Source organism: Gabonibacter chumensis (genome assembly GCF_024741215.1).
In the GTDB taxonomy this organism is placed as follows: domain Bacteria; phylum Bacteroidota; class Bacteroidia; order Bacteroidales; family Marinifilaceae; genus Gabonibacter; species Gabonibacter massiliensis.
Genome location: NZ_JANSKB010000005.1, coordinates 16923 through 38747, shown reverse-complemented (window position 1 = coordinate 38747; position 21825 = coordinate 16923). Strand labels below are relative to the sequence as shown.

Below are 21825 nucleotides of genomic sequence, written 5' to 3'. Positions count from 1 at the left end.
TCCGTGACTACTATCTTCTAATTCGAAACCTGTGCTTTGTTCTTTTGTTGTAGTTTGAGGGACTTGCTGGTAACGAACTTAATGAATTCCCTCGGGACTGCATCTTCTACTTCGTGGGTGCTCAGATTGAAACGTCCCCGCGGTTTTTGTTTTTTTACGGCTAAAGTCCCAAAATCGTGAATAGTGACGCTTTCTCCTGTTGCAAGAGATTCTCGGATTGTTTCAATGACCGTGTTTACGATGTTGGCAGTTAATGTTTGTGTCAACCCACTTTTTAAGGCAACTTTTTTGGTAAGTTCTTTTTTATTCATGACGGTCCAAAAATAATGATTAACGTTATATATGATTCTATTAAGATAATTTATGATTGTTTCTTGCACACTTCTGTCATAATAATCGTTCCTTGTGATGGACAAATATAATAAATTTCAAAATAAAGAAAAAACACGATTTAAAAATATTCTATATAAAGAACTTAATCAGATGAAGAGAGTATAAATTCCATCTATAAAAACAACATAATCCCTGTCCAAAAAAGCGAACGTTTTATAAGACAAATTATCTTATTTTTTCGTCACTGATATTTAACTCTTTACATATGGGAAAGTTTGCAATTCTTTGTATAGGTGTTGTAAACTTTAATATGATAATTATGGTAATCGCTTATTTGAGGGTTAGTACGGGAAAACAACATTTAACTAATCAAAGGGAAGAAATTGTGAAGTATGCTTCACGAAAAGGTTTAAAAATCGAACGTTGGGTAACAGAAATCGTAAGTGGAAAAAAGAAAGAGAAAGAGAGGAAACTTGGGAAATTGATGGGTGGGTTACAGAAAGGTGACGTGTTGATTGTCACCGAACTCTCCCGTTTGAGTCGGACGCTGTTGGATATTATGTCTATTCTGAATCGGTGTCTTGAAAAAGAGATTATTATTTACAGTACCAAAGACGGCTATGCTTTTGACAACAGTATCAACAGCAAAGTTTTGGCGTTTGCTTTTGCATTAGTTGCGGAGATAGAGCACAATCTGATATCGATGAGAACCAGGGAAGCTTTGGCCGTAAGAAAAGCGGAGGGTGTTAAATTAGGACGTCCGAGAGGTACGACCAAACAAGATTTTTTGCTTGAACGTCGAAAGGAGATAGAGAAAATGTATCAGGCGGGTAAGTCGATTTCTTATATTTGTCGTCATTATAAGGTTTCCAGAGAAACATTTTATACGGCCAATCGCAATTACCATCTTCTCGAACAGAATAAATAAAGGTGCTGCTTTTCAGCACCTTTATTCTATTTTAGTGATTTTGTTCTAAATATTTTAATAAAATACTTATAATTCACTTCATTTCATGATTGTAGGCGAAAATTCTCTGGTTGAAGATCGACAAACCGAAACCTGCGTTTGCCTGTTGATTTATTCTTCCAGAAAATTCGGATACGTATAATTAGTTGCGGGAACGAACGTTTCTTTAATTGCCTGAGGCGATACCCATCTTAAGAGATTGAACACGGTTCCTGCTTTGTCATTGGTTCCGGAAGCCCGTCCTCCGCCGAATGGTTGTTGATCCACAACGGCACCGGTCGGTTTATCGTTGATATAGAAATTACCTGCCGTGTGTGTCAAACGTTCTGTTAGTTTTTCTATATGGTTGCGATCATTGGAGAAAATGGCTCCCGTAAGGGCGTAAGCAGAACCTTTGTCGAGTATATCCAACGTCTCTTCTACCTTATCCGGCTCGTACACGTAAATGGTAATGATCGGACCGAATAATTCTTCTTGCATGGTGATATAATCCGGTTTTAGAGCACGGATAACCGTGGGTTGTATAAAATATCCGACGGATTTGTCATAAGTACCGCCGGCCACAATTTCTGCATCTTTGGAAATCTTGGCAGCATCGATGGTTGCGGATAGTTTGTTGAAAGAGGTTTCGTCGATTACGGCATTGACAAAGTTTCTGAAGTCTTCGATTCCTCCGACTTTAATTTCAGTCAGATCTTTTTTTACCAATGTTTCGATCTCCGGCCATAGGTTAGAAGGGAGGTATGCTCTGGAAGCCGCGGAACATTTTTGTCCTTGATATTCAAAGGCTCCCCTTACGATTGCTGTCGCAACTTCTTTTGCTGAAGCGGTAGGATCGGCAAATATGTAATCCTTGCCTCCGGTTTCTCCTACGATTCGAGGGTAAGAGCGGTACTTGTCTATGTTATTTACTATATTAGCCCAAATATCGTTAAAGACGGCTGTCGAACCGGTAAAATGTACTCCGGCAAAATCTTTATGTTTGAAAATAACATCGGCAGCGGTCGGTCCGGAGCAATATACCAGGTTGATGACTCCATCGGGAAGACCGGCTTCTTTCAATATCTCCATGATCAGGTGTGCCGAATACACGGCGGTTTTAGACGGTTTCCATACGCATACGTTTCCCATAAGTGCGGGAGCTCCCGGTAAGTTTCCGGCGATGGAGGTAAAGTTGAATGGAGTAAGGGCAAAAATAAAACCCTCTAACGGACGCCATACGGTACGATTCCAAATTCCGGGGGCGGAATTGGGCTGCATATGGTAGATCTCGTACATATTTTTTACATTATAGCGAAAGAAATCCGCCAGCTCGCACACGCAATCGATCTCTGCCTGAAAAGCATTTTTGGATTGTCCCAACATGGTGACCGCGTTCATTTTTTGGCGATAAGGACCTGTAAGCAGGTCTGCGGCCTTTAAAAAAATGGCAGCCCGACTTTCCCATCCCATTTTTTCCCATGCCGGTTTGGCTTTTAATGCCGCCTCGATAGCCATTTGTACATGAGATGCATCGCCTTGATGATAATGTCCTAACAGATGCTTGTGGTCGTGAGGAGGACGAATGTCAGCCAATTTTCCCGTACGTACCTCTTTCCCCCCGATAATCATGGGAAGGTCTACGGTTGTTGCTTTTACTTCACTAATTTGTGCTTTTAACTCTTTTCTTTCCGGTGAACCAGGAGCATAGCTTTTGATCGGCTCATTGGTAATGTTCGGTAGTCTGTAAACTCCTTTAGGCATTTTATATCAATTTTAGCAGTTAATATTATGTTTCTACAATTTTGTACCCCTTGTTTTAGGATGAATTTTTCAAATATAAAAAATATTTGACGTATAAAACAAGACAAATGTCAGTTTTTGAAATAGGGTTAAATAAAAATGAATCCGTTGTAAAGGCAATCTGCCCTGTTTTTATGATTGCTTTTATTTAGGAGATGGACTATTTGCGGACAAATTAAAGGGATACCTCTTGTTCGCGTGATTCAATAAAATAAGTTTCGTATATTTGCATCTTATTTAATTTTTTGAAGGGATATGATATCTGTTAACAATGTTAGCGTTTTATTTGGAGGTTTCTCGCTGTTGGAATCTGTTTCTTTTTTGGTCAACAAAAGAGATCGAATTGGTTTGACGGGGCGCAATGGAGCGGGTAAATCTACCTTATTAAAGATTCTGGCCGGCGTACAGGAGCCCTCGGAAGGAAATGTTTCCATGCCTTCTGATTTGAAAATCGGGTATTTACCTCAAACAAAAGTGTATGCCGAAGGAAAAACCGTCAGAAAAGAGGCGGAGTCGGCATTTGACGATGTGTTGGCTTTGCGGGGGGAGATCGAACGCTTGAACCTGGAGTTGGCCGAACGGACGGATTACGAGTCGGACGATTATATGAAGTTGATCGATAGATTGAATGTGAAAGACGAGCAATTAAGGATGCGTGGCGGAGAGAATGTGAATGGGGAGGTCGAGGTCGTTTTGAAAGGTCTTGGGTTTCGACAGGAGGATTTGGATCGTCGATGCGAAGAGTTCAGCGGGGGATGGCGTATGCGCATAGAGCTGGCAAAGATATTGTTAGGACGTCCTGACGTTTTTCTATTGGATGAGCCGACCAATCATTTGGATATAGAGTCTATTTCCTGGTTGGAGTCTTTTCTTCAAAGCTATCCGGGGGCTGTTGTGTTGGTATCGCATGATAGGGCGTTTTTAGATACGATTACGACGCGTACAATAGAAATTTCTTTGGGGAAGATATACGATTATAAGGTTTCTTATACGAGGTTCACGGAGTTGAGAAAGGAGCGTATAGAACAGCAGATGAAGGCTTACGAGAATCAGCAGAAGCAGATCAAGGATACGGAAGATTTTATTGAACGTTTTCGTTATAAAGCGACCAAATCGGTTCAAGTCCAATCCCGGATCAAACAGTTGGATAAGATAGAGCGGATAGAGGTGGAGCCGGAGGATAAGGCCCGGATCAGCGTGCGTTTTCAGCCTGCTGTTCGTTCCGGAGACGTGGTCGTCCACGGCCGGGATTTGGTTAAGGCTTACGGGGATCATGTGGTGTTGAAAGATGTTGATATCGATATATTACGGGGAGAGAAAGTGGCTTTCGTGGGACGTAATGGAGAGGGGAAAACGACGTTGGTACGGATGATTATGGACCAGATTCCATATGAAGGAACGCTGAAAATCGGTCATAACGTGAATATCGGTTATTTCGCACAAAATCAGGCCGACTTGTTGGATTCTTCTTTGAGTGTTTTGGATACGGTGGATCAAGTGGCTGTCGGTGAGATCAGGAAAAAAATCCGGGACATCTTGGGTGCATTCCTCTTCTCCGGGGAGGAGGTGGAAAAAAGAGTAAAGGTGCTTTCCGGGGGAGAACGGACGCGTTTGGCTATGGTTCGTCTGTTATTGGAGCCTTATAATGTGCTGATCCTTGATGAGCCGACCAATCATCTGGATATGCGCACGAAGGATATCTTGAAAGAAGCGTTGAAAAAATTTGGAGGAACCGTAATTGTCGTCTCGCACGATCGGGATTTTCTGACCGGTCTGGCCGATAAGGTATATGAATTTGCAGATAAAAAAATAAAGGAACACCTGGGTGGGGTTACTCGTTTTCTGGAAACAAAAAAAATGGAGTGTTTCCGGGAATACGAGCGAATGCATCCGGGACGCGGCAAGGTTGTAAGCGTAGAAGAAAACGAGGAGAGTGTTTCGGAAAATAAGCAGGCATTTTTGGAACGGAAGCAGTTCAACAAGGAGATAAAGCGTGTTGAAGTCCGGGTCGGGAAGTTGGAAGAGGAGATTGCGACTTTGGAAAAGAAAATTGCGGATATCGAAGGGAAGATGTCCGAAGGTGTTGTAAATGAAGAGCTGCTTAAAATGTATGAGGAGAAAAAGTCGAGATTGGATCAGGCTATGAGTGAATGGAGCGAGGAGAATGAAAATTTAGAGCATTTGAAGGCTACAATTGATAATTATAAATCGTAAAATAATAGGATATGGCAAAATATAAACAAGAGTGTATATTCGGGCTTCGTGCCGTGATCGAGGCTATTCAACAGGAAAAGGAGATCGATAAGGTGATGTTTAAAAAGGGGTTGAGGGAAGGAGAACTCTTTCAGAAACTGTTCATTATGGTGAGAGATAAGGGGATCCCTTTTCAGTATGTACCCGAAGAGGTATTCAAACCTTTTGAAGGACGAAATCATCAGGGGGTATTGGCGGAAGTTTCTCCTATCACTTATCGGGATATCGATGAGGTGGTGGATCGGGTGCTTGCAGCCGGAGAGATGCCCTTGATCCTGATACTGGATCGCATCACGGATGTGCGTAACCTGGGTGGAATCGCCCGTACGGCAGAATGTGCCGGTGTGCATGCTCTTGTCATTCCGACTAAGAATTCGGCTAAGATATCGTCGGATGCCATTAAAACCTCGGCGGGTGCTCTCTATCATTTGCCGGTATGTCGGGAGCAAAATTTGAAGAAGGTGATCAAGGAGTTGAAACGGCGGGGGATGATGGTGTATGCTGCCAGTGAAAAAGGGGAGAAGTATTACACGGAGGTGGATATGAAAGAGGGGTGCGTTATCATTATGGGTTCGGAGGATACCGGGATTGACGAAGAGTTATTGAGACATGCCCATGAACAGATTAAAATACCGCAGAAGGGAGATATTGAGTCGTTAAACGTGTCTGCCGCTGCTGCCGTCGTTTTGTATGAAGCCGTCAGACAAAGAGGATAAGAAAAAGGCATCCCCCTTGAGGGATGCTTTTTTATAGGTCATACCAGGAAGCTCTCTTGGTTAACTTTAAATCTTTTAGCATACTGGAGCGTACGTTGATCTGGAAATTATAAGACTGGTGTTGTCCGAACGGGATACAGTTGAAACTCATTTCCCAACAATGCAGATCGCGTGTGATCTGGAAACTACTTGCCGAAATCTCTTTGGTGGCGAAGTTATAACCGCTGGTGAAACTGATTTTCCATTTAGGCGTTAAGGAGAAGTCTCCGTTGATGCCCATCATTTGTGTTACCGTGGATTTGAAAACGGGTTTACTGTAGCTGAATGTATAATCGATATTGATGGACCAGGGAACATCAAAGTCTAAGTATTGCTCGTAGTACCCTCCGACCATTTCGTTTTTTTCCTCTTTGTTTTTACCGTTGTCCGCGGAAAAGTTGATACCGGTACTGAGAGATGCGTTTGTGAGCCGCCCGATTCCTCCATGGTATTTATTCAATTTATTACCCTTTTCATCCAATGCATAAGGATCTAAGGTCCCGGTGAAATTAAGGTCGATTCTGCTATTGAATAATTTTGTCCGGGCACTTAAACCGATAGTACTGAATTTGAATTTTTCGGCGAATGGATTGTAACTGACTTGTATCCTAAAACTTTCTAATAATTTGATCTTCCGGAATTGTTCCTCGCCGGTCGTATCCTGATCGTTCCTCACTTTCATCTCGAGGTTGTTGTCCAAACTGAAACTGACACTTCCCGCCTGTTTACTGGTTTGAGTGGAAGGACGGTAAGTCATACCCTCGTATATGGAATATTCCGTAACGGTAACCCCGTCGGTGTAAGTCTTCGTGTAGTTCCCCAGCGGACTGATCGGTGGCGTATAGGACGCCGAGAGTGAAGGACGTATCACGTGCCGTATGGCATAGACCTTAGAACCCGGTTTGAACAGGAACATACCGTATATGGTCGGCGTATAGCCGATGGAAGCACTCGCGGAATAATCATGAGAATAGTTGACGCCCGGGATATCTCGCTGAACGAAATGTCCGCCGCTTGAAGTGGTGTCCGGAACCCATACTCTTTCAATTGTTTTCAGGTTCAAATAGCCGTTATAATTGAGTGAAGGTGTGAGCGTGATGTCTTTTGCCAATTTAAAAGACAGGCTGAGGGGAATATTGTGTCTGAATCCGTTATTCCAGTCTCTGGTAAAAGAGGATTTGAACAGCTTGTCCTCTTTGGTTTGAATGTTATTCTTTAAATCAGCCGAGTAAGAAATACCGATATTGTCATACCATTTCATCTCTCCTACTTTCCCTTTTTTGCGAAAGGGATAGATTTGGCTCATACGGAAACTCAGATTGGGCAGGGTAACGGATATGGATGAATCCTGACTGTTCTGATTATGATTGAACGAACCGCTTAAGCTAAACGGTTTTTCAGGCCATTTCTTGCTCCATGAGATACTGGATTGCTTTCGCTGATTGGCTATTTCGTTGATGTTTGTAGAGTTAAAATAGTTTTGGTTGGCAGAAGACATATCCACGGAAGCGGAAAATGTACTATAAGGATTTGCTTTTCCATCCTGCGAGTGAGTCCAACGTACGGACCAATCGCTTGACTCTTGATAATCGGGCATCCCTTTTTCGCTGACGTAGTTTTTACTCGTCGAAAAGTCGAAGTTACCGTTGAATTTGTAACGTTTTCTGTAGGTGGATCCTAATCTCACGCCCCAGGAGCCATTCGTGTATATGTCTCCGGTGATGGTAAGATCCATGTAATCGCTTATTGCGAAATAGTACCCTCCGTTGCGTAAGTTAAAACCTCTCATCCTTTCTTCTCCGTAAGTAGGTATAATGATACCGGATGTTCCTTTTTTGGTGATCGGAAAATAAGCGAATGGAAGAAAGAGCGGAAGAGGTACGTCTTCCAAAACCAAGTTGGTGAAACCGGCGAAAACTTTTTTGTCCTTGATCATCTTGGCCTTGCTCATACGGAAATAGAAATGAGGATGGTCGTGCTCGTCGCAAGTCGTGTACCATCCGTTTTTTACACAATAGACCGAGTCGCTTTGCTTTTTAGTCAGTTTTCCCTGCAGGTATCCTTCTCCTTCTTGGGTGATGATCTCTTTCACGAAACCTTTACGGGTTTCAAAATTATACCGTAACTCTTTACTGTCAAACTCCTGTCCCCCGTCTTTGAAGTGCGGTTTACCGATCAGGGTTCCTGCAGTGTCGGGAACTCCGGAAGCAAAAGCCAATTTTTTCTCCATGTCCAAGTCGATATAATCGGCTTTTAATTCCGTTTTAATGTATTTGATGAGAGCATCCTTGTAAAAGAAAACTTTTTTGTCGGCAATGGAAAATCTAACCGAATCGGCTGATTCGTAGGTTATTAGGTCGTCAAATAATGGCTCCGCCTCCGGGGTGCTGTCTCTCCGGAGGGTGTCGACAGGGTTTCCGATAGAATCATATACGATCCGAAGACTGTCTCCCGGTTGTCCAGTCGTATCAGCCGTCATATTCCATAGCGATTCCCCGAATAAATATTCGGCAGCAAAACTATTCGACGAGAGTATAATAGGCAGGGCAATAGCCATAAAAATGATGCATTTCTTAATAAAAAGCCCTGTATATAATCTAATTTGCAATTTAATATATTATTTTTGTGACTAATATTACTGACGTGATACAGCTTTTCGCTTTGCAAAAGTAAAAAATATTGATGTTAATACTCATGTTTCTTTTTAAAAAGTTTTAAATAACATGATAAATCGGTACGGGATTATAGTTTTAATGTTTGTTTGTTGCTTGTTTGGTTTTTTCGGCCATCTGTCAGCACAGGATCAGTTGGGAAAAATCTCCTGTATTTGTATTGATGCAGGGCATGGCGGAAAGGATCCGGGAGCGATAAATGGAAAGGTAAAAGAGAAGGATATTACGTTGGCTATTGCCCTGAAATTAGGGAATTTGATCCACAAGAATTATCCTGATATGAAAATAGTGTATACCCGCAAAAAGGATGTGGCCGTTGATTTGAGAGAACGGGGAAAGATCGCCAACAAGGAAAAAGCCCAGTTGTTTATCTCGATCCATGTGAATAAATTTAAGAATCCGACGGTCCGGGGGGTGGAAACATACGTGCTCGGGTTACATAAATCGGAGGCCAGCTTGCAGGTTGCCATGAAGGAAAATGAAGCCATTCATTACGAAGAGGATTATACGGTGAAATACGACGGATTTGATCCGCAAAAAACGGAGTCGTATATCATGTTCAATTTTATGAAAAACAGCTACCTGATCAATAGCATGGAATTAGCGACTCCGGTACAACAAGAGTTGGTGAAAAGTTTAGGATCGGTCAATCGGGAAGTGAGACAAGCCGGTTTTATCGTGCTGATGGATGTCGGCATGCCTGCCATATTGGTTGAAACCGGTTTTATTTCCAACGCGAAAGATTTGCAATACCTGACAAGTGAATCGGGACAACAAAAAATGGCTCAGGCGATTTTTAGTGCATTTAGAGAATACAAAAATAAGATGGAGAAGAAGAGTATCGTATTGAAGGAAGAGCCTAAAGCCGTATCGTCCGATAGAGAGTGGTTCTACGCCGTACAGGTGCTCTCTTCTGCTACCAGGGTTACGGATTTGAAACGTTTACATTTGAAAGATAAGATCGAGGAGATACGGAGTGACGGTCGGTATAAATATTATGTGGGTAAATTTTCTTCTTATGAAGAGGTCCAGAAAGTGCAAAAGCGACTGCGTAAAAGCGTAAAAGACTGTTTTGTGATCGCGATATCGAACGGTCGGGTCGTACCGTTGTCCGAAGTGAAAAAATGGGAAAAGAAATAAAATGCAGCTTATGAAGATAAAAAGGGAGGTTAAATTAGCGATAACGGCATTGTTGGCGGTAATTATTTTGATTTGGGGAATAAATTTTCTGAAAGGAAGTTCTTTGTTTGAGTCCAGAAATATCTTTTACGGACTTTATGATAGGGTTGACGGGTTGAAGGTTTCAAGCGGTGTGGTTTACCGGGGGTATCAGGTGGGACAAGTTCTCTCGATCTCTTTTACCGGAGAACGTTTCGATAAGGTGTTAGTGGAATTTTCAGTCAAGAAGGGATTGGAATTGGCGCGGAATACTTCCGCCTATATTCAAAGTGCGGATTTAATGGGATCGAAGATCATTAATTTGATTCCGGGAAATGCTCAACAATTGGCAGTTAACGGGGATACCTTAAGAACTCAGTTGGAACAGGGATTGATGGAGCAAGTGAGCAACCAGATGTTACCTTTAAAACAGAAAGCCGAGCATCTTTTTTCATCTTTGGATTCTGTCCTATCCATTATACAAGGACTATTTAATGAAGATACGAAACAAAATTTGGCTAATAGTTTTCGTAGTATTGATCGGACACTACATCATTTGGAAGGAGCTTCGGGGAATTTGGATACCTTGATCGAAGGAGAGGCCGGGCGAATCAGCCAAATATTGGCACATATAAATAGCATAACGGCTAATTTGGAACAGAATAACGGCGAGATTTCGAGGACTTTATCCAATTTTGCCGCGATTAGCGATTCTATCCGGCAGGCAAATTTGAAACAAACCTTGCTCGTTTTGCAAAATGCTTTGTCTGAGGTCGATTCCATATTGATTAAAATGAATGAGGGAAGAGGTACCTTCGGCGCATTTGTTAATAATGATGAATTTTATTACAATCTGAATCAGGTGTCAGAGAATCTGAATAGGCTTTTAGTCGAGTTCAGGTATAATCCCAAGAAGTTTATTAACCTTTCGTTAATAGATTTTTCCTCCGGTAAAAAAGATATTATGGAGTATGGTATTGTGATTTACGAATCGGAAAATCGTTTATCGCCTGATGCTGAGATATATAAGCAAAATCCTAATTTAAAGGAAGTTAGATATAAAGGGAAGTATTTATACATTTGGAATACGTATAAAAAATTGAAGTCAGCGCAACGTCAGTTGGATAGTGTTATGAAACGATATAATAACGCGTATATTGTTAAAATCGACTTCATTTGACAAAATAGAATTGTTCTAAATAATAAAAATAGGGATTTTGTTTACTTAACATAATTGTGTGTATTATTTTGTATCTTGAAGATAAAATAAATTGTTTCTCTTCTCTATGTTTTAAAGCTTTACCTTTTTTGAATCTCCTTCGATTGGGTTACAATTATGTTAAGTGGATTGCATTAATAGAGAGAGGATTTTATGTTAAGTTTTTCGTGTAACCTTCTTGTCGATAGGCAATTATGTCTAAACGGCTGATATATAATTTGTAAGCTGGAATTGATAAAAAACAAACAAAACCGACATTTTTTTTCTGATTTTTTTTTTCGAATTTAGCATTCCATTTCACGGTAAGGTGAAATTTAAAAGATATACAAATGAGAATGGATTGTAATAGTATTTGGGCAGAATGTTTAAGTTTGATCCGGGAGCAGGTACCGCCAAAGACCTTTAAGACGTGGTTTGAGCCGATACATGCTTTGAGTTTTCAGCAAGATGTGTTGATTATTCAAGTTCCGAGTTTATATGTCTACGAGTGCTTGGAGGAGCATTTCGTGGAGATATTGAGAAATGCCATTCGTTCGGTAATCGGTCCGACTGCGAAGTTGGAATATTCTGTTGTCGTCGAGGAGAGTCGTCGTACGGAACCTTTATCGGTAAAAATGTCATCTAACCATACGAAAAAGATTGAACCTAATACCGCCTATTACGATAAAACGGCAAACGGAACAGCCTTGAAAAATCCGTTCGAACGTTGTAATAATCGTTTGCAAATCGATTCTCAGTTGAATCCTTCTTATACGCTGGAAAGCTATATAGAGGGGAGTTGTAATCGTTTGGCGAAATCTGCAGGTGTCGCCATCGCTCAAAGTCCCGGGGGAACTGCTTTTAATCCTTTATTGATTTATGGAGGTTCCGGTTTGGGGAAAACGCATTTGGCTCAGGCTGTCGGATTGGAGGTAAAACAGAATTTTCCGGAAAAGGTGGTGCTTTATGTCACGACGAATGTTTTCCAGACGCAGTTTACCGAGGCCGTTCGTAAAAACGAGATCAATGATTTCTTGCATTTTTATCAACTGATAGACGTTTTGATACTGGATGATATTCATGAGTTAGCTGGAAAAACCGCGACTCAAAATACCTTTTTCCATATTTTCAATCATCTTCATCAATCCGGTAAGCAATTGATCTTAACTTCCGACCGAGCTCCGGCAGAGTTGAGTGGTTTGGAAGAACGTTTGCTTTCTCGTTTCAGATGGGGCTTGTCTGCGGAGATCAAAGCGCCGGATTTCGAAACTCGTATGGAGATTGCCCGTTTTAAGGCTAAGAAGGACGGAATTGACTTTTCGGATGAGATATTGGAGTACATTTGTAAGTACGTGAATAATAACGTGCGTGAATTGGAAGGTGCCATGATCTCTCTGTTGGCCCAGTCCACTTTTAATCGAAAGGATCTGACGGTCGAAGTCGTGAAAGAGATCTTGGGTAAGATGGTAAAACGACAAATGGCGGAGCTTACCGTAGAGCGTATTCAGGAAGTGGTATGCGAGTACTTCAACATGCCGGCTCAGCTTTTGCAGGAGAAAACCCGGAAGCGGGAGGTAGTGCAGGCTCGTCAGTTAGCCATGTATTTCAGTAAAAATTTTACCAATGCCTCTCTTTCCTATATCGGTAACCAGATCGGAAAAAAAGATCATACGACTGTTCTTTACGCTTGTAAGGCCGTATCCGACCAGATGGAAACGGATCGGGCATTCCGTTCTCGGGTGGAAGAGTTGCAGAAAAAATTGTATTGTAATAATTAACCTGAACAATAGCGTGTTGTAATTGTTTATGGAAGATACCTATAAGACAATAGAAGCGATTGCCGAAGGCCTGTATAAGGAGAAAGGCAGTCGTTTTATTTCTTATGTTTACCCGGTATCCGATGAGGACGAGATCAAAGAAATTATAGCCGGATTAAAAGCCCGATACTATGATGCCCGCCATCATTGCTATGCTTATTGCTTGGGGGCAGACAGGTTGAGATTTCGGGCTAATGATGATGGAGAACCTTCTTCCACGGCCGGGAAACCGATTCTTGGACAGATTCATGCACACGAGCTGACGAATGTACTGATTGTCGTGATCCGGTATTTTGGAGGGACGAAATTAGGGGTTTCCGGGTTGATTCAGGCCTATAAGGAAGCTGCCTCCGATGCGATTGCCCATGCCGTAATTATTGAAAAGACCGTGAATGAAATATTTCATATCAGATTCAGCTACTTGGTGATGAATGATGTAATGAAAGTATTGAAAGAGGAAGAAGCGGAGATTTTGGAGCGAACTTTTGAGATGGATTGCGATATGTTGTTGAGTATTAGAAAAAAAAATGCTGCCCGTCTTCAGGAACGTTTATTGAAAATCGAATCCCTGCATATAGAAATAGACGAAGCCTGATTTCTTTGCGGTACGAACGCTCTTTTATGCCAAAAACTTTTTTGAAAATTTCTGCGTAAATTCTTGTAGAATCAATGGGAATCACTATCTTTGCACCGCAATTGTAAAAAACAATTGACGATTCAGTAGCTCAGCCGGTAGAGCACAACACTTTTAATGTTGGGGTCCTGGGTTCGAATCCCAGCTGGATCACAAAATGAAACCCAGATCGTTCATCGTATCGATCTGGGTTTTTTCATTGCTTCTTTTATCTTCGAATTTTCCCATTGGGAATTTGTAACGTCGATCGTGTCCTCAAAAGGGTGTATTGTTTTTCTGCGAGTTTTTTCGTCGTATGACGGGAAAGACGCCTCGTGAATATCGGCATTATAATGTTATTCCGTAAATTCGCGATTCTTCGTCCCACGGATGATAACCAATACCCAGGTATTTAAATCCGTATTTTTCGTAGTATCCCACGTGTTCGGTACTCAGGTACAAGTTCTGAAATCCCGTATTCTTAGTATCCTGTATGGCTCTTTCGATCAATAAACGTCCGTAGGAGTGTCCTCTGTGGCATTCCTCGATATATAAACTACAGAGCCAGGGATATAAATCCATCCTACTGATGAAATCATTCGTGATAAGTCCCGCGCAGCCGATCCATTCATCCTCCTTCACGAGGATGTACCATTGGGGCAGAGCGGCGGAAGTCGTCATGCAATGGGATATGCAATCGTCATAAATAATCCGGGAAACAGAAGACCATTTACTGCTGATGTACTCTATTGCGTTATCTTTGATCTCGGGATATTCTTTTACCGATAAAATTTTTAGTCGTACTGCTTCCATCCGTTTATTCCGTTTGTTTTTCCAAATATATACATTTTGTCGTATCTATTATCGCGAAAAGTCGGATTTTTAGCATGGCGGGGGAGGAAACAAAGCTGCTTGCATGGCCATACGGGTGCAGTGAAGGGTAAGGAAACCGTAAACCTTTTATTTTATATATCGTTAAAACAAAATAAAGATTTGTTTCGTGTAAGATATCCGTCGAATGATAAGGCGAAGATTTTATTCCTGTAAACAATGAAAATAGGGAAGAGTTTATTTTTTTTAATGTAATAGTTATGGCAGATTTGACTTTTCGCGTACGAGCGCATAGCGAGAATCCCACGAAGACTTTCGTGAAAGTACGGAATTTTGAGATGGTTATTGATGAACCCGCCGAATTGGGAGGGACAAACGCGGGTGCTAATCCCGTGGAATATTTATTGGCGGCTTTGTCCGGCTGTTTGAATGTCGTGTGCCACATGGTGGCCCAAGAGATGAATTTCGAGCTCAGAAAGCTCGAGATCAAGTTGTCCGGTAGTCTGAATCCGGATAGGTTATTTGGGAAAAAGAGTGAGGACAGGGCCGGCTACAAACAAATAGAAGTGGTGATAAAAGCCGATACGGACGCCGATTCGGAGACATTGGAAAGGTGGATAAAAACGGTTAAGGAACGTTGCCCGGTGAGTGATACGATCAGTCATATTACCCCGGTGGAAATTCTTTTGAAATAATACAAAGAGCTTTATTACAAGACTCCTTGTATTCCTGACGTTGCTTTTGGTCTCGCGTGTGCGGATTTCCGGTGATCTCGTTTACTAACCCGATCGTTGGGACGAGAAGCGGGGGAGAGTGCGGTTCATCGGCACTTGCGGTTAGACCGAGGGGGAAGAACCCGATGAGGGAAAGAGAAGGAGGTATTCGTTCCGGTATCGCTTTTTGAAGAGATAGTGTTAAAATTACGGAAATATTTAAATATCGGTATTTTTTTATTTTGTAATGCCTTGAGGTTGAACAGAGATAGGGGAGAGGACATAAAAATGTCTTAAATGTATATTTTTTTCTGACAAGATTTTTTTATATTTGTCCTGTTAACACCACTTAGTTTACCAACTAAAACGGAGAGACCTTCGGGTCTCTTTCTGTTTTTTAGGGTAGACTGATCAGACGATTTGGATGGTTTTCCCTAATACTGTAATGGTTTCTCCTTTGGTTATTTTAGCTCTTTTTCGGGTTTCTATTTCTCCGTTTCGGCGTACTTCTCCATTTTCTACCAATACTTTTGCCATACCGCCGCTTTCCGCGATACGGGTAATCTTCAGTAATTTGATTAACTCGATGTATGCTGTTGTAAGTTCGAACGTTATCATGATGTTGCAAATTTATTGCAAAGGTAACTATTTTTTGCAGCATACCGTAAAGTAGAAACAACTTGAAGTTCGACTTGTTATTTTTGCGATCTCTTAAAAATGATAAAGGATTTGCATGTTTTCCTTTTCAAAGGGAAGAAGGTTGGAAGAGACCTTCGGTTAGTTTTAATGTAAAATAGATTAGCATGAAAAATTTTTTTGTATTCGTATTCGTGTGTATATGTAGTTTGTCTTCTTTTGCTGAAGGTTTTCAGGTCAATTTGTTAAGCACTAAGCAGACGGGAATGGGACACGTGGGTGTGGCGATGAAGTTAGGGGCTGAAAGTATGCATTTTAATCCGGCAGGGTTGGTTTTTATGAATCAGGCCGTAGATCTTTCGATCGGAATGTCGGCTGTCATGGCGCAAGCGAAATATTCATCGGATGGGTATTCTATTAAAACGGATAATCCTGTCAGTACCCCGATATATGCTTATGCCGGATTCCGGATTTATGATAATTTAGCCGCGGGTATCGCTTTTAATACACCTTACGGAAACTCTTTGAAGTGGCCTAAAAACTGGTTAGGTGCCAATTTGATTCAGGATATAAGCTTGAAAGCTTATGTAATTCAACCTACTTTGTCTTATAAAATTATGGATGGTTTAAGTGTGGGGTTTGGCTTGCAGTTAGCTTTTGGCGAGGTAAATCTTTCGCGTGCTTTACTGAGTGTTAATGAATTTCAGACCGTCGGAAAGATGATAGAGAGTGCCCCTCTTCCTATTCCCGATGAACAGAAAGAGGCGATTGTACAGTTGATAAAGGGAACTAAAGTTCCGCCGGCTTATGCTCGATTGGACGGAAAAGCTCATGTGCGGGTTGGTTTTAATGTAGGGGTGATGTATGAGCCTTGTGAAAAAGTGACGATAGGGTTCTCCTATCGCTCGAAAATTGAAATGAAAGTAAAGGAGGGTGAGGCCGAATTAACTTACGCTAACCAGAATATTGAAAATCTATTAGGACAATTGGGAGCTATTGTTCCGGACCTGTCTATTCCTAAATACGATCAAGGTACTTTTCATGCCGAGCTTCCTTTACCTTCCAACACGACGTTAGGCGTTAGCTATCGTCCTACCGATCGTTGGGAGTTGGCATTGGATTTACAATATGTGGGATGGCAGGCCTATGATTCCCTGAATGTCTATTTCAACGAAGCGGAGTTGGGAATTAAACCCATTAAAGCACAGAAGAATTACAAGAACACGATGATATACCGGATAGGAGCTAAGTATAAAACAACGGATCGTTTGGATTTGCGTGCCGGAATTTATTACGATCAAAGCCCGATACGGAAAAATCACTACAATCCGGAGACTCCGGGAATGAATAAGTTGGGTATCTCTGCCGGATTAACTTTTTCTCCTTACAAAAACCTGGAAATCGATTTTGCCTTTTTGTATATTCAGGGATTCAGCCGCCATGGAAATTATACTTCTCAGAATGTGGTTATTCCTGGACAGAAAGATGTATTCTCCGGAAAGTATAAATCCACCGCGTTCTCTCCTTCTTTGGGAATTGCGTATCGATTTTAATAAAAATACCGGAAAGTATAAATTTCTTTCATCGGGCAATAAGTGAAATTAATAATCATAGTTAACGCCTGTAAGGATTATCCGACCTTACAGGCGTTTTGTTTATGGAATGACATGCTTCCTCTCGCTTCCGGATGTACTTAAAAGTATAAAACAATCTCTGTTCATGAGCCTGGCATTTGGTAATGTCCTGTTTGGGAAGAAGAGATTGTAAGAGAAGAGAATAAATATTCGGGCATCCATGACTTTTTTTATCACGATACGTATATTCTATAAAAATGATAAGTATGGAGAAAATGAGTCATATTCCGGAAAAGGGAACAAAAAAAAGAGTGGTGATTGTCGGTGGCGGGTTCGGCGGTTTGAAATTAGCCAGGGAGTTGGATGATGAAAAATTTCAAATCATATTGATTGATCAAAACAATTACCATTTGTTTCAACCTCTTTTGTATCAGGTAGCCACGTCGGCTATTGAGCCGAGTGAAATCTCTTTTCCTTTTCGCCGGATTTTTAAACACCGGAAAAATTTTCATATTCGAGTATGTCGGGCCGAGGAGGTTCTTCCGGATGAAAATCGCTTATTGACTTCGATCGGTTTTATCGATTACGATTATTTAGTCATTGCTACCGGGAGCCGGACTAATTTTTTCGGAAACCGGGAATTGGGAGATTTTACCATGCAATTGAAAAATACTTCGGAAGCATTGTTCGACCGGAATAAAATCATTGAGAGTTTTGAAAGGGCTTTGAATAGTAAGGATGAGGGAGAACAAGGGCGTTTATTGACTTTCGTCATTGTCGGAGGGGGAGCTACCGGGGTAGAGTTAGCCGGAGCTTTGGCCGAAATGAAGAGGTTCGTTTTTCCTTCGGATTATCCGGATTTGGATGTAAATAGGATGCGGATTGTTTTAGTTGACGGGGCGGATCGTCTGTTGGGAGCTTTTACCCCCAAGTCTTCCGATTATGCGGAACGGTATTTGAAGGATAAGGGAGTTGAAATACGTTTAAATGCTTTGGTGAAGGAGTATGACGGTAAGGCGTTGACTTTTGTAAATGGGGAAGCGATTGAAACGTACAATGTATTTTGGGTAGCCGGAGTGAAAGCAAACGGATTGAAAGGTTTTTCCCCTGATACGTATGGGAAGGGGTATCGTTTGATCGTGGACGAATTTAGTCGGGTAAAGGGAATGGGAGATATTTTTGCAATAGGAGACACGGCTATAATGATTACTTCAGGTAACCCCCACGGACATCCTCAGGTTGTTCAACCGGCGATACAACAAGCCCGTTTATTGGCTAAGAACCTGTATCGTATTCTTGCCGGGCACCCTTTGCAGGAGTTCAAGTATAGGAATAAAGGGGCAATGGCAACGATCGGGCGTAATTCAGCCGTGGTGGAATTGAATAAAATACGTTTTAACGGAGCAATGGCCTGGATGTTATGGTTGTTCGTTCATTTGATGAGTATTGTGGGCGTGAAGAATCGTTTGTTTATTTTTATCAATTGGATGTGGAGCTATGTTACCTATGATCAAGCCTTGCGTTTATGGATTCGACCGGAAGAAAAACAAAAAAAAGTTTCTTGAAAACAAAAAGCACTGTCCAATTTTGTATTTCAGGCAGTGCTCCAAGTCTTCTGTTTTTATTCTCCGGCAGGTTGAGCTCCGGTTGCTACGCTCTTGCTGCGTTCAATGGATTGTAGCGCCAGGTAATTTGCCCCGAATTTACCGAGATTATCTAATTCCGTTTCGTATTGATCCTGGTGTACTTCTTCTTCCGCGACCAAGGCTTCAAATAATTTTTTAGATACGGAGTCTGCGTTGGCAGCACATTCGTTCGCCCATTTATTGTAGTCATTCACGCTGCCTTCTTCCATCATCGTTGCCGTTTCCAACATCTCTTTCGGATCGTGAATATGCTTGATGTCCGAAGCGGGTTTCATTTCAACTTCTCCTTTTAGAAAAAGAATACGTTCAGCTAATTGCTCTACGTGCATCATCTCTTGAATGGCCGTACGTTTGAATAGGCCGGATAGTAAATCATACCCCATGTCGTCACAACGGAAATGAAAATACATGTATTGATGAACGGCAACTAATTCATCTGCAACGGCTTTGTTTAATAATTCAATGCTTTTTTCCTTTTTGCTCATAATTTTTTGAATAAGTGGTTATACAATCTATTGTGATGCAAGATAGAAAAAAAAAGTAAATAAACATGAAATCTTACCGCATTTTAAGAGTATTCACGGATCTATTTTTATAACTATTCCCCACGCGTGGGGAGAGCCGGTTTTTTACTGCCGATGGGGAGTTGCGGGAACATCCTTGTCTCTTATTTTTGTCCTGCGGCATCGAACAGGTATTGAGGAGAACGAACAAAAGGGGGAATCGGGACCAGCGGATTGAGTCTTGGTTGAATGGTATGAAGACCGAGATGGAATAGGGGGGATTCTCGAAACTTTATTGGAACATGCTATTTGCCAGCAATGTGATCGTTTCTTCCAACAGAAAAAGAGAAATGCTATTCCGGCTTCAAAATCTCCATTACCTTTCCGGTTTCTGCAATATATTTGTACAGTGCCTTGTAAAACGGATGACAGGTTAAGGTGGAGGAGTCTCCTATGATCATTAGCTTCATTCTCGCACGCGTGATGGCGACATTCATTCGGCGGAGATCGTTTAAGAATCCGATCTCACCTCTTTCGTTGGCTCGGACGAGACTGATCAGGATGACATCTCTCTCTTGTCCCTGGAAGCCATCCACGGTATGGATGGTCAATAATCTTCGGATCGGTATAAAAAAACGATTTTTTTTGATAAGCTGCCTCAGGTATTGGACTTGTACCCGGTAGGGTGATATAAGTCCGAAGTCGATACGTTCGTCAATAACCCGTTCGATACCGATCTCTTCTATGTACTTTTGAAGTATTTTGACCAATAGTTCCGCTTCCGGTTTATTGATGCGTCCGAAAGTCTCCGAGACCGGAGTTTCCGTAAATGCACAAGATGCCGTATTGTACCAGACGATAGGAGTATCCCACGCGAGGATATTCCGTCGTGAAACCTCGGGAGCCGCTTTTAAACGGTTATGATAAAACCAGAGAGAGGGGAAGCGCATGATCTCTTCGTGCATGCGGTATTGAATTTCCAACATGGAGATGGTCTCTGGTTTTCGTTGAATGATTTTTTGTAGAAGAGTTCTGTTTAGTCCTTGACAAGCTGCTTCATAACATTTTATCGTGGGGGGAAGTTGGTAGTGGTCCCCCGCTAAAATAACCCTTTCGGTTTTAGCGATGGCGATCCAGCAAGCGGCTTCTAATGCTTGACCGGCCTCATCAATGAAGAGGGTTGAGAATCTTTTTCCGTTTAGTGTTTTATTGGCCGATCCTACAAGAGTACAGGCTATGACACGTGCTTCTCCGAAAAGTTGTTTTTCTATGCGAATCTCCAATTCAATGGCTTTTTCCTTTAACTGGCGTAGACGGGATAGAAGTGTCTCTCTTTTATCCCCTTTGGTCTTCTTTATTTGTGTAATGATATCCCGGATGTTTTTTCGTGTATTATACAGGGCAGGGTAGGTAGGATGTGATGCGAATCTCCGTTCATAGGTGAAGGAAAGCATCTTTTCGTTTACCCGTGTCGGATTCCCTATACGCATGACATTTACTCCCCGGTCCAATAATTTTTCGGATATCCAGTCTACTGCCGTGTTGCTTTGAGCACATACAAGAACTTGATTTTCCCGTCGTAACGTTTCATAAATAGCTTCTACCAAGGTCGTTGTTTTTCCTGTTCCGGGAGGTCCGTGTACGATTGCTATCTCTTTCGCGCAGATGACCCGGTTGACAGCTTTTTCCTGAGATCGGTTTAACCAAAAAAAATGGGTGTCCGCTATCTCTTTGTATTGAGAGGGAATATTTCCTAAAATGACTTCTCTCAGGTGAGCTAAGCGATTGTTTTTAGCTTCCATAACCTCCTTTAAGGCGGAGAACATGGTTTTGTATGAAGTCCCGTCAAAGCAGAGTTGTACCCCTAACGTATGGTCGCCTTGCAGATCAAGAAGTACGTTGGAATGAGGCATAACGACCGACATGGTGTTTTCTTGCACATAACTGATGATTCCCGTAAAGCCGAAGTAATGAAGTCGTCCCGTCACGGGATCCGATTTAAAGAAACAAACGGGGCGACCGTATTCAAAAGTGTGTTCGGTCACCTCTCCCTCTTTTCGCTTGATTTCTATAATAAATTGATTCAGTGGATTGTAATGACTTTTGCAGATCGTTACAGGATGCCAGCACACTCCTTGCCGGATTTTTTTTATTATTCCGGCATGCTGAGTATGTTGAAAAAATAGCTCTTTCTCGTACTCGTATTCCTGTTGCAATAATTTGTATTGTCGTAACAGGTCGACTAACGGAGAAATAGTGGTTTCGGGCCTCATACGCTTTGTGAGTATTTCAATCACAAAAGTATATATTATTCTCATACCCGAATGGTAAATCAGGTAAATGAATGGTTATCGAGGAAATTTTTTTGAAAAAA

The 21825-nt window shown here is 41.7% G+C and carries 17 protein-coding genes and 1 tRNA gene; 11 read left to right on the top strand and 7 right to left on the bottom strand.

The window, feature by feature from the left end; translation table 11 throughout:
• Nucleotides 1-17: 17 nt before the first annotated feature.
• A complete protein-coding gene (locus tag NVS78_RS12080; protein WP_286359401.1) occupies nt 18-311 on the bottom strand; it encodes an HU family DNA-binding protein in 294 nt (97 codons plus the stop codon).
• Nucleotides 312-652: 341 nt separating this feature from the next.
• Here NVS78_RS12080 and NVS78_RS12075 point away from each other — a divergent pair, with 341 nt between their 5' ends.
• The gene (locus tag NVS78_RS12075; RefSeq protein ID WP_286359483.1) at nt 653-1261 is read left to right on the top strand and encodes a recombinase family protein; all 609 of its coding nucleotides are present in this window, start codon (nt 653-655) and stop codon (nt 1259-1261) included.
• 150 nt (nt 1262-1411) lie between these two features.
• Here NVS78_RS12075 and pruA read toward each other — a convergent pair whose 3' ends face one another.
• Entirely contained in the window at nt 1412-3043 is a 1632-nt protein-coding gene (pruA, locus tag NVS78_RS12070) for an L-glutamate gamma-semialdehyde dehydrogenase (protein ID WP_286359400.1), read from the bottom strand.
• Between the two features lie 294 nt (nt 3044-3337).
• Here pruA and NVS78_RS12065 point away from each other — a divergent pair, with 294 nt between their 5' ends.
• Together NVS78_RS12065 and rlmB are read left to right on the top strand one after the other, a co-directional pair.
• On the top strand, nt 3338-5296 hold the full coding sequence (locus tag NVS78_RS12065; RefSeq protein ID WP_286359399.1) for an ABC-F family ATP-binding cassette domain-containing protein: 1959 nt from the start codon (nt 3338-3340) through the stop codon (nt 5294-5296).
• Nucleotides 5297-5307: 11 nt separating this feature from the next.
• Nucleotides 5308-6051 (top strand): 23S rRNA (guanosine(2251)-2'-O)-methyltransferase RlmB, encoded by a 744-nt coding sequence (gene rlmB / locus NVS78_RS12060; protein ID WP_041502266.1) that lies wholly within the window; start codon nt 5308-5310, stop codon nt 6049-6051.
• Between the two features lie 31 nt (nt 6052-6082).
• Here rlmB and NVS78_RS12055 read toward each other — a convergent pair whose 3' ends face one another.
• On the bottom strand, nt 6083-8647 hold the full coding sequence (locus tag NVS78_RS12055) for a putative LPS assembly protein LptD (protein WP_286359398.1): 2565 nt from the start codon (nt 8645-8647) through the stop codon (nt 6083-6085).
• 166 nt (nt 8648-8813) lie between these two features.
• Between NVS78_RS12055 and NVS78_RS12050 the strand changes: the two genes are divergently transcribed.
• The 5 genes from NVS78_RS12050 (at nt 8814) to NVS78_RS12030 (ending at nt 13722) form a co-directional block, all read left to right on the top strand.
• Entirely contained in the window at nt 8814-9902 is a 1089-nt protein-coding gene (locus tag NVS78_RS12050) for an N-acetylmuramoyl-L-alanine amidase (protein WP_286359397.1), read from the top strand.
• Nucleotides 9903-9912: 10 nt separating this feature from the next.
• Nucleotides 9913-11100 (top strand): MlaD family protein, encoded by a 1188-nt coding sequence (locus NVS78_RS12045; RefSeq protein ID WP_286359396.1) that lies wholly within the window; start codon nt 9913-9915, stop codon nt 11098-11100.
• A gap of 368 nt (nt 11101-11468) precedes the next feature.
• Entirely contained in the window at nt 11469-12896 is a 1428-nt protein-coding gene (gene dnaA / locus NVS78_RS12040) for a chromosomal replication initiator protein DnaA (protein WP_059025484.1), read from the top strand.
• 28 nt (nt 12897-12924) lie between these two features.
• The gene (locus NVS78_RS12035) at nt 12925-13530 is read left to right on the top strand and encodes an IMPACT family protein (protein ID WP_286359395.1); all 606 of its coding nucleotides are present in this window, start codon (nt 12925-12927) and stop codon (nt 13528-13530) included.
• A gap of 119 nt (nt 13531-13649) precedes the next feature.
• A tRNA-Lys gene (locus NVS78_RS12030) sits at nt 13650-13722 on the top strand.
• Between the two features lie 174 nt (nt 13723-13896).
• Here the strand turns inward: NVS78_RS12030 and NVS78_RS12025 are convergent.
• Nucleotides 13897-14361: a GNAT family N-acetyltransferase gene (locus NVS78_RS12025; RefSeq protein WP_286359394.1), complete on the bottom strand. Its 465-nt coding sequence runs from the start codon at nt 14359-14361 to the stop codon at nt 13897-13899.
• Between the two features lie 278 nt (nt 14362-14639).
• Between NVS78_RS12025 and NVS78_RS12020 the strand changes: the two genes are divergently transcribed.
• Nucleotides 14640-15074: an OsmC family protein gene (locus NVS78_RS12020; protein WP_286359393.1), complete on the top strand. Its 435-nt coding sequence runs from the start codon at nt 14640-14642 to the stop codon at nt 15072-15074.
• 429 nt (nt 15075-15503) lie between these two features.
• On the opposite strand, the gene NVS78_RS12015 is transcribed toward NVS78_RS12020, so the two are convergent.
• Complete coding sequence (locus tag NVS78_RS12015) at nt 15504-15710, bottom strand: RNA-binding S4 domain-containing protein (protein ID WP_041502260.1); 207 nt, start codon at nt 15708-15710, stop codon at nt 15504-15506.
• 185 nt (nt 15711-15895) lie between these two features.
• Here NVS78_RS12015 and NVS78_RS12010 point away from each other — a divergent pair, with 185 nt between their 5' ends.
• Both NVS78_RS12010 and NVS78_RS12005 read left to right on the top strand, forming a co-directional pair.
• On the top strand, nt 15896-17281 hold the full coding sequence (locus NVS78_RS12010) for an OmpP1/FadL family transporter (protein WP_286359392.1): 1386 nt from the start codon (nt 15896-15898) through the stop codon (nt 17279-17281).
• Between the two features lie 287 nt (nt 17282-17568).
• Nucleotides 17569-18867 carry an NAD(P)/FAD-dependent oxidoreductase gene (locus tag NVS78_RS12005; RefSeq protein ID WP_286359391.1) on the top strand — a complete coding sequence of 433 codons (1299 nt, stop codon included), beginning with the start codon at nt 17569-17571 and terminating at the stop codon, nt 18865-18867.
• 56 nt (nt 18868-18923) lie between these two features.
• Here NVS78_RS12005 and NVS78_RS12000 read toward each other — a convergent pair whose 3' ends face one another.
• Both NVS78_RS12000 and NVS78_RS11995 read right to left on the bottom strand, forming a co-directional pair.
• Entirely contained in the window at nt 18924-19433 is a 510-nt protein-coding gene (locus NVS78_RS12000; RefSeq protein WP_041502257.1) for a bacterioferritin, read from the bottom strand.
• Between the two features lie 371 nt (nt 19434-19804).
• On the bottom strand, nt 19805-21724 hold the full coding sequence (locus NVS78_RS11995) for an AAA domain-containing protein (RefSeq protein ID WP_286359482.1): 1920 nt from the start codon (nt 21722-21724) through the stop codon (nt 19805-19807).
• Nucleotides 21725-21825 lie beyond the last annotated feature (101 nt).

Coding starts and splice junctions, on each gene's coding strand:
- NVS78_RS12080 (WP_286359401.1), bottom strand. CDS start 311: ATGAATAAAAAAGAACTTACCAAAAAAGTTGCCTTAAAAAGTGGGTTG.
- NVS78_RS12075 (WP_286359483.1), top strand. CDS start 653: ATGGTAATCGCTTATTTGAGGGTTAGTACGGGAAAACAACATTTAACT.
- pruA (WP_286359400.1), bottom strand. CDS start 3,043: ATGCCTAAAGGAGTTTACAGACTACCGAACATTACCAATGAGCCGATC.
- NVS78_RS12065 (WP_286359399.1), top strand. CDS start 3,338: ATGATATCTGTTAACAATGTTAGCGTTTTATTTGGAGGTTTCTCGCTG.
- rlmB (WP_041502266.1), top strand. CDS start 5,308: ATGGCAAAATATAAACAAGAGTGTATATTCGGGCTTCGTGCCGTGATC.
- NVS78_RS12055 (WP_286359398.1), bottom strand. CDS start 8,647: ATGGCTATTGCCCTGCCTATTATACTCTCGTCGAATAGTTTTGCTGCC.
- NVS78_RS12050 (WP_286359397.1), top strand. CDS start 8,814: ATGATAAATCGGTACGGGATTATAGTTTTAATGTTTGTTTGTTGCTTG.
- NVS78_RS12045 (WP_286359396.1), top strand. CDS start 9,913: ATGAAGATAAAAAGGGAGGTTAAATTAGCGATAACGGCATTGTTGGCG.
- dnaA (WP_059025484.1), top strand. CDS start 11,469: ATGAGAATGGATTGTAATAGTATTTGGGCAGAATGTTTAAGTTTGATC.
- NVS78_RS12035 (WP_286359395.1), top strand. CDS start 12,925: ATGGAAGATACCTATAAGACAATAGAAGCGATTGCCGAAGGCCTGTAT.
- NVS78_RS12025 (WP_286359394.1), bottom strand. CDS start 14,361: ATGGAAGCAGTACGACTAAAAATTTTATCGGTAAAAGAATATCCCGAG.
- NVS78_RS12020 (WP_286359393.1), top strand. CDS start 14,640: ATGGCAGATTTGACTTTTCGCGTACGAGCGCATAGCGAGAATCCCACG.
- NVS78_RS12015 (WP_041502260.1), bottom strand. CDS start 15,710: ATGATAACGTTCGAACTTACAACAGCATACATCGAGTTAATCAAATTA.
- NVS78_RS12010 (WP_286359392.1), top strand. CDS start 15,896: ATGAAAAATTTTTTTGTATTCGTATTCGTGTGTATATGTAGTTTGTCT.
- NVS78_RS12005 (WP_286359391.1), top strand. CDS start 17,569: ATGGAGAAAATGAGTCATATTCCGGAAAAGGGAACAAAAAAAAGAGTG.
- NVS78_RS12000 (WP_041502257.1), bottom strand. CDS start 19,433: ATGAGCAAAAAGGAAAAAAGCATTGAATTATTAAACAAAGCCGTTGCA.
- NVS78_RS11995 (WP_286359482.1), bottom strand. CDS start 21,724: ATGAGGCCCGAAACCACTATTTCTCCGTTAGTCGACCTGTTACGACAA.